Genomic DNA, 12,326 nt, shown 5'->3' with positions numbered 1-12,326 from the left:
TCGGGCGCTGATGACAAGACTCTTCGGATTGCGATGGGTTCGCCTGGTGAGGCGCAGATCCGTGTCTGGGAGTCGGTCGCGGAGCAGTTCGAGGCTGAGAACGACGGCTGGAAGGTCGACCTGAATTTCCAGGACGACGACATGTACCAGACGATCGGCTTGCCGAACCTGTTGAACGGCCGCAACGCCCCGGACGTCTACTTCGAGTGGGTCGGCAATCGTCTGCTTCAGCGTGACGCGGACGGGTTCGTCGCCGACCTGACCCCGTTCATCGAGGACGGCCCGCTGACCGGTGTCCTGGACGAGGGCCAGTACGGCGCCGCGACGGTCGATGGCCGGGTGCTGATGGTGCCGCACATCGCCGACGTCACGAACGTGCTGTGGTACAACACCGAGATCCTCGACGCCGCCGGCATTCAGGCGCCCACCACGTGGGACGAGCTGCTCGACGCGTGCGACGCGCTCAGCGCGGACGGTGTCATCCCGATCGCTTCGGGCAACAAGGACCTCTGGGCCGCGGGCAACTGGCTCGCCCACCTGGTCTCGCGCGTGGTGGGCCACGAGGAGTACGACAAGGCGCTCAGCGGTCAGGCGGACTTCAGCGCGCCCCAGTGGCAGGACGCGTTCGGCTATGTCGAGCAGCTCGCCGAGCACAAGTGCGTCAACGAGTCGGTCAACGCGATCGACGACAACGAGGGCGCGCAGCTGTTCTTCCAGGGCAAGGCCGCGATGCACGCGATCGGCTCGTGGCTGGTCAGCTGGGCGATCGACGAGGCCCCCGACCTCGACTTCGACTTCGTCAACCTGCCGGCGATGCCCGCCGAAGCCGACCCCGACAGCGTCATCGGCGTCGTCACCGGGTATGTCGTCAACGCCGAGAGCGATGACGCGAAGCAGGAGAAGGCAGCCGAGTTCCTCGCGCTGCTGGGCTCGGCCGAGAACACGCAGGCCTTCATCGAGGCCGAGGCCGTTCCCGTCACCGCGACCGCGTCCGACACGATCGACGAGCGCACCATCCGCCTGAACTCGCTCCTGTCCGAGTCCGAGGTCGTCATCAGCCCCCCGGACACCGGCTACGACCTGGACGTCGCAGACGCCTTCTACCGCAGCCTCGCCGAGGTCCTGGGCGGTCGCACGACCGCGCAGGACGCCCTCACCCAGCTGCAGGAGCAGCTCGCCAAGTAAGCCCTGTGCGGGACCGAGCAGACCCCTCGGTCCCGCACACGCACGACCGGAGGATGCCATGAGGGCGCACCGACCCCTCGCCCCCTATCTGTTCATCGCACCCGCGCTGGCCGTCTTCGGCTTCGCGGTGCTCATGCCGTTCGTCTTCACCGGCGCCTACAGCCTGACCGACTGGGACGGCTACAGCGACGCCGTGTTCGTCGGCCTCGACAACTACCTCGAGGCCTTCGGCGACACCGTCTTCCAGCAGTCGTTCGTCAACGTCGTCGTCTACATCCTCGTGACCCTCGTCGTCGAGGTGCTGCTCGGACTCGTGCTGGCCGGCATCGCGATCACGGTCAAACGCGGTTCGCTGTGGTTCCGCGTCGCGATCTTCACCCCCGTCATGCTCCCCATGGTCGTCGTCGCCGTGCTGTGGTCGTTCGTCTACAACCCCGACTTCGGCCTCGTCAACGGCGCCCTGCGCGCGTTCGGCCTCGAAGACTTCACCCGCGTCTGGCTCGGCGACGAGCAGACCGCGCTCCTGGCGATCTGCCTCGTCTCGGGCTGGGTCTACGCCGGCTTCTACATGACGATCTTCTACGCCGCGCTCCGCCAGGTGCCCACCGAGGTCGTCGAAGCCGCACGCCTGGACGGCGCCCGCGAAAGCACGATCTTCTGGCGCGTGCGGGTGCCGATCATCCGCACCTCCATCGAAGTCGCGATCCTGCTCTGCGTCACCGGCGGCTTCCAGTCCTTCGACCTGTTCTACGTCCTCACCAACGGCGGCCCCTACCACGCGACCGAGATCCCCACCACCTACCTCGTGCAGTCCGTGTTCCACACCGGCCAAGTCGGCTACGGCTCCGCGATGGCCGTCGTCCTCACCGCCGTCGTCGTCGCCATCGGCCTCACCGCAACCGCCATCCGCCGCCGCGCCGAGCGCAGCGAGCGGCGCGAACGCCCGGATCGCCCGCCGCGCCGAGCCGCGCACACCCCGCCGCCCGCACCGGCCGTGACCACGGCACCCGTCAACACCCTGGAGCTGGTCCGATGAACCCCGCCATCCGCCTCGGCCGAAGCCTCGTCTACATCGGGCTGGCCACCCTGGCACTGGTCTTCTTCATCCCACTCGTGTGGATGGTCCTCTCCAGCTTCAAAAGCAACGCCGAGATCTTCACCACACCGTTCTCCCTGCCCACAGGATTCGACTTCACGATCTGGGCGCAGGCATGGGAAGTCGGCAACATCGGCCGCTACGCCCTCAACAGCGCGATCGTCACCTCCGTGTCAGTCCTCGCGATCCTGCTCCTCGCCTCCGCCGCCGCGTTCGCGTTCAGCCGCTACCGCTTCCGCGGCGCGAAACTCCTGCTCGGGCTGCTCTCACTCGGCCTGATCCTGCCCCTGCAGTCCTACTTCATCGCGCAGAGCACGATCTTCACCAGCCTCGGCCTGACCGACACCTACTGGGCGCTCATCATCCCCTACACCGCCATGGGCCTGCCGCTGGCGACCTACCTCCTCAAAGTGTTCCTCGACGCCATCCCCGAAGAACTCTTCGAAGCCGCCCGCATCGACGGCGCCGGAGACTTCCGCATCTTCCGCATGATCGCCATCCCCCTCCTCCGCCCCGGACTGGCCACCGTCGCCGTGTTCTCCGCACTGTCCTGCTGGAACGAATTCCTCCTCGCCCTGCTCTACATCCAAGACGACGAACTCAAAACCATCCCCACCGGACTGCTCGCCTTCTCCAGCCGCTACGTCACCGACTACAGCCTGCTCTTCTCCGCACTCTCCATCGTCACCATCCCGATGATCATCATCTACATCGCCTTCAACAAACAGATCACCGAAGGCCTCACCGCCGGCAGCATCAAATAACAACCCACAAACCACGAAGAGCGGATGCCACAGCATCCGCTCTCCGTCGTACCAACCCCTCCGGGCCGACGCCTTACGCGTTCGCCGCGAGATCCGGCGTCGCCGAGATCTCCGGCGTCGAGACGACGCCGACGGCGACCTTCTCGCCGCGCGGGCCGTTCTCGAAGATGAACTCGCCGTTCTTCGCATCGACCGTGATGTGGTCACCCGTCTCGAGCTGGCCGTGGAGGATCCGCTCACTGAGCCGGTCCTCCACCTCGTGCTGCATCGCGCGGCGCAGGGGCCGGGCGCCGAGCGCGGGGTCGAAGCCGATCTCGATGAGGCGCTCCTTGGCGGCCTGCGTCAGCTCGATCGTCATGTCACGGTCGAGCAGGCGCTCGCCGAGGCGCTTCGTGAACAGATCGACGATCTGGACGAGCTCCTCCTTGGACAGCTGCGGGAAGACGATGATGTCGTCGACGCGGTTGAGGAACTCGGGCTTGAAGTGCCGCTTGAGCTCTTCGTTGACCTTGCCCTTCATGCGGTCGTACGACGTCGCCGTGTCGCCCTCGACCTGGAACCCGACCGGACCGCCCGCGATGTCACGCGCGCCGAGGTTGGTCGTCATGATGATGACGGTGTTCTTGAAGTCGACGACGCGACCCTGACCGTCGGTCAGACGACCCTCCTCGAGGATCTGCAGGAGCGAGTTGAAGATGTCGGGGTGGGCCTTCTCGATCTCGTCGAAGAGCACGACCGAGAACGGCTTGCGGCGCACCTTCTCGGTGAGCTGGCCGCCCTCTTCGAATCCGACGAATCCGGGAGGGGCGCCGAACAGCCGCGAGACGGTGTGCTTCTCACCGAACTCCGACATGTCGAGCGAGATGAGCGCAGCCTCGTCGTCGAAGAGGAACTCCGCGAGCGCCTTGGCGAGCTCGGTCTTTCCGACGCCCGTGGGGCCGGCGAAGATGAAGGAACCGCTCGGACGCTTGGGGTCCTTGAGGCCCGCGCGCTGGCGGCGGATCGTCTTGGACAGCGCGGCGATCGCCTCTTCCTGGCCGATGACGCGCTGGTGCAGCGCCTTCTCCATGAAGACGAGACGGCTCGACTCCTCCTCGGTCAGCTTGAAGACCGGGATGCCGGTGGCCTGGGCGAGCACCTCGGCGATGAGGCCCTCGTCGACGACGGCGTGGGACGCGACGTCGCCGCTGCGCCACTGCTTCTCGAGCCGGAGGCGCTCGGCGAGGAGCGACTTCTCCTCGTCGCGCAGGCTCGCGGCCTTCTCGAAGTCCTGGTCCTCGGAGGCCTGCTCCTTGTCCTGGCGCACCTTCGCGATGCGCTCGTCGAACTCGCGCAGCTCGGGCGGCGACGACAGGATCGACAGGCGGAGGCGCGCGCCGGCCTCGTCGATCAGGTCGATCGCCTTGTCAGGCAGGAACCGGTCCGAGATGTAGCGGTCGGCGAGGTTGGCGGCGGCGACGATCGCACCGTCCGTGATCTGCACCTTGTGGTGCGCCTCGTAGCGGTCGCGCAGACCCTTCAGGATGTTGATCGCGTGCGGCAGCGACGGCTCGGCGACCTGGATCGGCTGGAAGCGGCGCTCGAGGGCAGCATCCTTCTCGAAGTGCTTGCGGTACTCGTCCAGCGTCGTCGCACCGATCGTCTGGAGCTCGCCGCGGGCGAGGAGGGGCTTGAGGATCGACGCGGCGTCGATCGCGCCCTCGGCGGCACCGGCACCCACGAGGGTGTGGATCTCGTCGATGAAGACGATGATGTCGCCGCGCGTGCGGATCTCCTTCGTGACCTTCTTCAGCCGCTCTTCGAAGTCGCCCCGGTAGCGGGAGCCGGCGATGAGCGATCCGAGGTCGAGCGAGTAGAGCTGCTTGTCCTTCAGCGTCTCGGGGACGTCGTTCTTGACGATCGCCTGCGCGAGGCCCTCGACGACGGCGGTCTTGCCGACGCCCGGCTCGCCGATGAGGACGGGGTTGTTCTTCGAGCGGCGCGACAGGATCTGCATGACGCGCTCGATCTCCTTCTCGCGCCCGATGACCGGGTCGAGCTTGTTCTCGCGCGCGGCCTGCGTGAGGTTGCGGCCGAACTGGTCGAGCACCTGCGACCCGCCCTGAGCGGACTGCTGGCTCTCGTGCGCGGCGCCCGAGACAGCCGCCGGCTCCTTGCCCTGGTATCCCGACAGCAGCTGGATGACCTGCTGGCGGACCTTGTTGAGGTCGGCGCCGAGCTTCACGAGCACCTGGGCTGCGACGCCCTCACCCTCGCGGATGAGGCCGAGCAGGATGTGCTCCGTGCCGATGTAGTTGTGGCCCAGCTGCAGCGCCTCGCGCAGTGAGAGCTCGAGGACCTTCTTGGCGCGCGGCGTGAACGGGATGTGCCCCGTCGGCTGCTGCTGGCCCTGGCCGATGATGTCCTGCACCTGCTCGCGCACGGCGTCGAGCGAGATGCCCAGGCTCTCGAGGGCCTTGGCGGCGACGCCTTCGCCCTCGTGGATGAGGCCGAGCAGGATGTGCTCCGTGCCGATGTAGTTGTGGTTGAGCATCTTCGCCTCTTCTTGGGCGAGGACGACCACACGACGGGCACGATCCGTGAATCTCTCGAACATCGTTCTCCTCCGGGCGTTACTGATGCGGGTGCACTGGTGGCGCCTTACCAAAGAGGGTAACGAGCGACCGGATGCCGCATGCCGGTGTTCGCCGTCGGCATAGCGCGGTGACCCCTTGTGTCGGCGGTTCCGAGACCATATCGTTTGTCGATAACAACGTTTATCGATATGGGGGATGCGGCGTGCCGCTGGAGTTCTTCGCGCTGTGGGTCGCCGTCCCCATCGTGATCGTCACCGTCCTGATCGCCGTCCTCGCAGGCAGGCGCGCCCCCGGTTCGGGCAGCCTGTCGAGGGCCGAGTCCTGGACCGCGTCGCTCATCGGCGCCGGCGCGATGGTGACGGTCGTCGGCGGAGTCCTGACGCTCGTGAGCACGGGAGTGCTCACCTTCGGCAGCGACCCCCTTCAGGTTCCCCGCATGCCGTACTGGGGCTCGCCCATCGATCGGCTCGAGGGCATCGAGCTCGTCGCGTCCAGCGGGTACGAGTCGGCGTGGCTCGATGTCACCGGTGTTCCGGTCGGTGCTCGATGGCTTCTGTTCCTCGAGGGCGCTCTGCCGGCGCTCGCCGCGATCTGCATCGGCGTCGCGGTCACCTGGCTCGCCATCGCGCTGATCCGGGAGCGTCCGTTCGTGCGGGCCGTCCCGACGGCGATCGTCATCGCGGCGATCGCGATCGGCGTGGGCGGGATCGGAGGTCAGGCCGCCGCCGCATTCGGGCGCGCGGCCGTCGTCGACTATCTCGGCAACGCCGCCGTGACCACCGACGACGAGGGCACCGGGGCCCTGGCGTACTTCACGCTCGGGCTCGATCTCGCACCGATCGGCTGGGCACTCGGCCTCGCCCTCGTCGCTGCGGCGTTCCGCATCGGCACGCGCATGCAGCACGACACCGAGGCGCTCGTGTGAGCCCCGCCGAGGACGACGGGCCCTCGGGAGTCCACTGCCGCCTCGACGAGCTGCTCGACGAGCGCGGCATGACGCTGACCCACCTGTCGGAGCTCGTCGGCGTCTCGGTCGTTAACCTCTCGGTCCTCAAGAACGACCGGGCCCGGGCGATCCGCTATTCGACGCTCTCTGCCATCTGCCGCGCCCTGGACTGCGAGATCGGCGAGCTCCTCGTCCGCGCCGACTGACGGCCGGCGGGTCGACGTCGGAGCATCGCGTCAAGGTCGGAGGATGGCCGACCGTCCCTCCGACCGAGCCGTGAAGATCCGACGATGGAGATCCGGGATGCCGCAGGGCACAGCATCCCGAATCGTGTCGGTCAGGCGTTCACACCGTAGATGGGGATGGTGACGTCGTCGAACTCGCCGCCGGTGAGGATCGCCTGGACGTCGGAGCTCTCTTCGAGGCCGTTGACGGCCGTGACGGCGGCGCGGGGCGCCATATCCATCGTGCAGACCTGGTCCTCGGCGGGCGTCTCGTACGTGACGGTGACCTCGGCCGGGCCGGTCGCCGCGACATCCTGGATGACGGGGGCGCACGACGACGAGCCCCACGTGAGGATCACGAACTGTCCCTGCACGGTGGCCCAGCCGGCGCTCGGCAGGTAGTCCGTCTCGCCGCCGGGCTCGAGGCCTGCGACGCCCGCGAGCTCGACCTCGCCGAGGTAGTCGTCGCCCGTGACGCTGATCGGCAGGTTCTGGGCAGGATCGACGTCCTCCGGCACGCCCACGAGCGTCACGCGCGGCACGAGGTCCATCGTGCAGGCCTCGTCCTCCTCCGGCTCGACGAGCGTGACCTCGAGCGTTCCGTCCTTCAGCTCGGCGGTCTCGGCCTGCGGGATGCAGGTCGAGCTTCCGACGGTCACGAGCCCGATCATCCGGCCGCTGTCGAGCCACGCCGCCCCGAGGTCAGGATCGGGGGCGACGGTCTCGTCGGTCTCCGACGGCTCCGGGTTCGAGGCCGGATTCTGGCTCGCGGTCGCGCAGCCCGACAGGAGGAGCGCTGCAAGAGCGAGGGACCCGAGGCCGGCGAGGGTGGAACGTGCCATGGTCAAGCCTTTCGATGGACGGATGCTGCGACTCGGCGATGCCGCTGGCCGGGCCGGTTCCATCATGGCGTGATCAGGGGTTCGTCGACAGGCTTTCGGGTCACGCCCCGGTCACGAGTCGCCGGGAGTTCACTGAAGCGCGGACGTCAGGCGTGCGAGGTTGTCGAGCACTGTTGAGCGGAGCGGCTGCTTCTCCCACTCTTCGAGCGTCAGCTCGCGGCTGAGGTCCCGATAGTGCTGCTCGACGGCGCGCATCTCGCGGATGAACTCCTCGCCGCGCACGAGCATCGAGACCTCCATGTTGAGACCGAACGAGCGCATGTCCATGTTGCTCGACCCGATGATCGTGACCTCGTCGTCGATCGTCATCGACTTCGAGTGCAGGATGTACGGCCTCCGGTACATCCAGATCTTGACCCCGGCCCGCAGCAGGACCTCGTAGTAGCTGCGCTGGGCGTGGTAGACGACGGCCTGATCGCCCTCTTCCGAGACGAAGAGCTCGACCTGCAGTCCGCGGTGGCACGCCGTCGTGATCGCGAGCAGGAGGGCTTCGTCGGGCACGAAGTAGGGGCTCACGACGATGACCTTGCGCTGCGCGTAGTACATGAGGCCGAGGAAGAGGCGCAGATTGTTCTCGAACTCGAATCCGGGCCCGGATGGGACGATCTGGCAGTCGAGGTCGCCGGGGCCGGGCGTGACCTCGAAGAGGTCGATCTCGTCGGTCAGCGTCTCATCGGTCTCGCTGTACCAGTCGCTGAGGAACACGGCGTTCACGGATGCCACGACCGGACCCTCGACACGCACCATGAGGTCGACCCAGTGCAGACCGCGCCTGATGTTCTTCCGGAGGTTGTACGTCGAGTCGGTCACGTTCTGCGACCCCATGAACGCGACGCGCCCGTCCACCACGAGGAGCTTCCGGTGGTTGCGCAGGTCGGGCCGCTGGTACTTCCCCTTGAACGGCTGCACCGGAAGCATCAGGTGCCATTGAGCGCCCATCGCGGTGAGTCGCTTGATCGTGTGCCTGTAGAAGGGCTTTCCGCGGTTGGCCCAGTGATCCAGCAGGACCCGCACGGTGACACCGCGGTCGGTCGCCTCCTCGAGCGCGCGGAAGAAGTTGTCGGTCGAGGCATCCGATTGCAGGATGTAGAACTCGACGTGCACGTAGCGCTCGGCCTCTCGGATGGCGTTGGCCATCGCGTCGAGGCTCTCCTGGTAGTCCGAGATGAGGTGCGCGCCGTTGTCGCCCGCGAGCGGCATCGCGCCGAGGTTGCGGTTGAGCGAGACCATCGAGGTGAACCACTCCGGCGCGTGCGGTCGCAGCGTGCCGAAGTCGAGGTGGGCGCTCGTGTCGTGGATGTACTCGTTGATGCGCTCCTGCTTGCGCCGGCGCTTGCGCGGCAGGCGCGGGTTGCCGATCAGCAGGAAGAGGAAGACGCCGATGATCGGGATGAAGTAGATCGCCAGCAGCCAGGCCATGGCCGAGGTCGGACGGCGGTTGCGCGGCACGATGATGATCGCGAGGATGCGGACGATCAGATCGAAGAAGAAGACGAGCCAGAGCCACCACGAGGCGTCGAACGTGATCGTGATCACCCCGGTCGCCCCCTCACCACCCGCCTGCCGGCGGTGAGCCCAGCGTAGTGCCCGCGCCGGACGTCAGCGGGGAGCGTCGGATGCCGCGGCGTCGGCCGGCGGCAGTCCCCGCTTGGCGCGCTGCTCGGCCTCGATGCGGGCGTAGGCGCGCCGCTCGGTGCGGTCCGCGCGCAGGATGCTGTGCAGGATCCAGAAGAACAGGGCGCTCACGACGACGGTCGGCAGCAGCGACCAGAAGACGGCGACCCAGTAGTTCTCCACCCGTCAAGGATACGCGGCCGGGACGTCGGCCTCTCCTGCACCGACGACGTCCGAGCATCAGTTGTGGAACGCCGGCGAATCGATCCGTTCGCGGACCGTGCGCACGGCGAGCCTCGACGCATGACGACCATCGTGAAAGCCGCCAACGCGGCGCAGTTCCTCGCCCTTGTCCCCCGCATGCTCGGCTACCGCCCGACGCGGAGCCTCGTGCTCATCCCATTCGCCGGCTCGCGCAGCCTCGGCGCCATGCGCGTCGACCTCCCGGGCCCCCTCGAGCCCGCGGACGCGGTCGCCGCGACCGTCATCGGGATGGTGTGCCGTCTCCCCGATGCCGACGCCGTCGCCGCGATCGTCTACACCGACGAGGGCTTCGCCGACGGGATGCCGCGCACGGCGCTCTCGTCGGCCCTCGTCGATCGGGCCGACGAATGCGGCCTCCGTGTCACCGACTCGCTGTGCGTGGCCGCCGATGCGTGGGGGTCCTATCTCGACCCGGAGCTTCCGCTGAGCGGGCATCCCCTCGCCGACCTCGGGGACGAGCCGCCCGGCGCGGAGCACCTGGAGGTCGGAGCCGGCGATCAGGCCGCCGGAACGGAACTGCCCGCGGTCGAGGATGGGGAGCGCGACGACGTCGCGCGTGCCCTGAGCAGCCTCGCCGACGCCGTGGGGCTGCTGTGCGGACCGGATGCGACGGGCGACGCCCCGACTGCGGAGGCTCGTGTCGACCCGCTCGCCCTCGCGACGGTGTGCCGGCTCGACGACCTTCCGGCACTCTTCGAGGACGTGCTGCGTTGGGACGCCGGCGACCTCGCGCCGTACGACGCGGCGGCGCTGGTCTGGTGCCTGTCCCGGCCGGCGCTGCGCGACATCGCTCTCGTGGACTGGTGCGGCGGCCTTGCGGCGGGCGACGAGGCGTTCGACGCGCAGCTGCGGTGGGAGGCGGGAGAGGAGTATCCCGCCCACCTCGCGATGCAGATGTGGGGCGAGGGACCGCGCCCCGAGGTCGACCGCCTGGAGCGCGCGCTCGCCCTCGCTCGCCAGGCGGCTGCCGTGGCGCCGCGCGACATGCGACCCGGACCCCTCGCGACGTGCGCGTGGCTCTCGTGGGCGCTCGGACGCTCGACCCACGCGGAGTTGTACGCACAGCAGGCGTGCGACATCGAACCCGAGCACGGGCTGGGTGAGATCGTCCAGTCCTTCGTGCACGCCGGGCACCTGCCCGACTGGGCGTTCCGGCGCGCGTGAGCGCCCGTCGCCCTCGGCTACTTGACGAGCGGGAAGAGGATCGTCTCGCGGATGCCGAGCCCTGTGATCGCCATGAGCAGGCGATCGATGCCCATGCCCATGCCGCCCATGGGCGGCATGCCGTGCTCCATGGCGCGCAGGAACTCCTCGTCGATCCGCATGGCCTCGAGATCGCCACGGGCCGCGAGCTTCGCCTGCTCGACGAAGCGCTCGCGCTGGATGACGGGATCGATGAGCTCCGAGTAGCCCGTCGCGAGCTCGAAGCCGCGGACGTAGAGGTCCCACTTCTCGACGACGCCCTCGATCGAGCGGTGCTCGCGCACGAGCGGGCTCGTGTCGAGGGGGAAGTCCATGACGAAGGTCGGGCGCACGAGGCCCGGCTTGACGAAGTGCTCCCACAGCTCCTCGACGAGCTTCCCGTGGATCGCGTGCGGCGGAAGGTCCACACCCTCCGCCTCGGCGAGCGCGACGAGGTCCTCGAACGGCGTCTCCGGAGTGATCGTGCGGCCGGCCGCCTCCGACAGCGAGCCGTACATCGAGAGCCGGTCCCACTGCCCGCCCAGGTCGTACTCGGTGCCGTCGGCCCAGGTGACGGTGGTCGACCCGGTGACGGCGATCGCGGCATCCTGGATGAGCGCCTGCGTCAGGTCGGCGATGCCGTTGTAGTCGGTGTATCCCTGGTAGGCCTCGAGCATCGCGAACTCGGGGCTGTGCGTGGAGTCCGCACCCTCGTTGCGGAAGTTGCGGTTGATCTCGAACACGCGGTCGAGACCGCCCACGACGGCGCGCTTGAGGAAGAGCTCGGGCGCGATGCGCAGGTAGAGGTCGGTGTCGAACGCGTTGGACTTCGTGATGAACGGCCGGGCCGACGCTCCGCCGTGCTGCACCTGCAGCATGGGCGTCTCGACCTCGATGAAGCCGCGGTCGGCGAAGGTGCGCCGAAGGCTCGCGTTGGCCTTCGAGCGCGCCACGACCGTCTCTCGTGCACGGTCGCGCACGATGAGGTCGAGGAAGCGGCTGCGGACGCGGCTCTCCTCGCTCAGCTCCGAGTACATGTTCGGCAGCGGCAGGATCGCCTTCGACGCGATCGTCCAGTCGGACACCATGATCGACAGCTCGCCGCGGCGGCTCGAGATGACCTCGCCGCTGACGAAGACGTGGTCGCCGAGGTCGACGAGCTCCTTCCAGCGCTGCAGCGACTCGTCGCCCACGGCCGCGAGCGAGACCATGGCCTGGATCCGGCTGCCGTCGCCCGACTGGAGCGTCGCGAAGCACAGCTTGCCGGTGTTCCGGCTGAAGACGATGCGGCCCGCAACGGCCGCGGTCACACCGGTCTCGGCGCCCGCCTCCAGCTCGCCGTAGCGCGCGCGGAGCTCCGGGATGGTGTCGGTCACAGGAACCGTGACGGGGTAGGCACCGCCGGCGGCATCCGCCCTCTCCTCGATGAGACGCTCGCGCTTCGCCAGACGCACGGCCTTCTGCTCGAAGATATCGTCGTCGGTCGTCTCGTCGACGGGGGATGCAGCGGGCGCGCTCGTGTCAGTCATCGCAGGGGGCTCCTCGGAAAAGTCGCCGCCCAGTCTATCGACGG

General features: G+C 68.1%; 11 protein-coding genes. 6 read left to right on the top strand and 5 right to left on the bottom strand.

The features are described 5' to 3' along the window. The first annotated feature begins 33 nt into the window (after nt 1-33). From ABZ477_RS10005 to ABZ477_RS09995, 3 genes are read left to right on the top strand one after another with little or no spacing between them, the layout of a single operon-like run. Nucleotides 34-1,185, top strand: a complete 1,152-nt coding sequence (locus tag ABZ477_RS10005) for an extracellular solute-binding protein (RefSeq protein ID WP_360131729.1) — start codon at nt 34-36, stop codon at nt 1,183-1,185. A 58-nt stretch (nt 1,186-1,243) separates the two neighbouring features. Further along, nucleotides 1,244-2,221, top strand: a complete 978-nt coding sequence (locus ABZ477_RS10000; protein ID WP_360131726.1) for a sugar ABC transporter permease — start codon at nt 1,244-1,246, stop codon at nt 2,219-2,221. Continuing rightward, the gene (locus ABZ477_RS09995; protein WP_360131724.1) at nt 2,218-3,045 is read left to right on the top strand and encodes a carbohydrate ABC transporter permease; all 828 of its coding nucleotides are present in this window, start codon (nt 2,218-2,220) and stop codon (nt 3,043-3,045) included. The genes ABZ477_RS10000 and ABZ477_RS09995 overlap by 4 nt, the downstream gene beginning before the upstream one ends. A gap of 73 nt (nt 3,046-3,118) precedes the next feature. Here ABZ477_RS09995 and ABZ477_RS09990 read toward each other — a convergent pair whose 3' ends face one another. Beyond that, entirely contained in the window at nt 3,119-5,641 is a 2,523-nt protein-coding gene (locus tag ABZ477_RS09990) for an ATP-dependent Clp protease ATP-binding subunit (protein WP_360131721.1), read from the bottom strand. 182 nt (nt 5,642-5,823) lie between these two features. Here ABZ477_RS09990 and ABZ477_RS09985 point away from each other — a divergent pair, with 182 nt between their 5' ends. Beyond that, complete coding sequence (locus tag ABZ477_RS09985; protein WP_360131719.1) at nt 5,824-6,546, top strand: hypothetical protein; 723 nt, start codon at nt 5,824-5,826, stop codon at nt 6,544-6,546. Beyond that, a complete protein-coding gene (locus ABZ477_RS09980) occupies nt 6,543-6,773 on the top strand; it encodes a helix-turn-helix domain-containing protein (protein WP_360131716.1) in 231 nt (76 codons plus the stop codon). Before ABZ477_RS09985 ends, ABZ477_RS09980 begins: the two co-directional genes overlap by 4 nt. Nucleotides 6,774-6,904: 131 nt before the next feature. Here ABZ477_RS09980 and ABZ477_RS09975 read toward each other — a convergent pair whose 3' ends face one another. The 3 genes from ABZ477_RS09975 to ABZ477_RS09965 form a co-directional block, all read right to left on the bottom strand. Next, a complete protein-coding gene (locus ABZ477_RS09975) occupies nt 6,905-7,633 on the bottom strand; it encodes a hypothetical protein (protein WP_360131713.1) in 729 nt (242 codons plus the stop codon). 129 nt (nt 7,634-7,762) lie between these two features. Then, nucleotides 7,763-9,229 (bottom strand): cardiolipin synthase, encoded by a 1,467-nt coding sequence (gene cls / locus ABZ477_RS09970; protein ID WP_360131710.1) that lies wholly within the window; start codon nt 9,227-9,229, stop codon nt 7,763-7,765. A 63-nt stretch (nt 9,230-9,292) separates the two neighbouring features. Further along, entirely contained in the window at nt 9,293-9,490 is a 198-nt protein-coding gene (locus tag ABZ477_RS09965; protein ID WP_360131707.1) for a hypothetical protein, read from the bottom strand. Between the two features lie 120 nt (nt 9,491-9,610). Here ABZ477_RS09965 and ABZ477_RS09960 point away from each other — a divergent pair, with 120 nt between their 5' ends. Continuing rightward, nucleotides 9,611-10,735 (top strand): DUF4192 family protein, encoded by a 1,125-nt coding sequence (locus tag ABZ477_RS09960; RefSeq protein WP_360131704.1) that lies wholly within the window; start codon nt 9,611-9,613, stop codon nt 10,733-10,735. A gap of 17 nt (nt 10,736-10,752) precedes the next feature. Here the strand turns inward: ABZ477_RS09960 and lysS are convergent, their stop codons facing one another. After that, nucleotides 10,753-12,282, bottom strand: a complete 1,530-nt coding sequence (lysS, locus tag ABZ477_RS09955; RefSeq protein ID WP_360131701.1) for a lysine--tRNA ligase — start codon at nt 12,280-12,282, stop codon at nt 10,753-10,755. Nucleotides 12,283-12,326: the final 44 nt, after the last annotated feature.

The organism is Microbacterium sp. NPDC019599, assembly GCF_040632175.1.
Lineage (GTDB): Bacteria > Actinomycetota > Actinomycetes > Actinomycetales > Microbacteriaceae > Microbacterium.
Note: the sequence above shows the minus strand (reverse complement) of the source record. Positions and strands in the feature narration are given on the sequence as shown.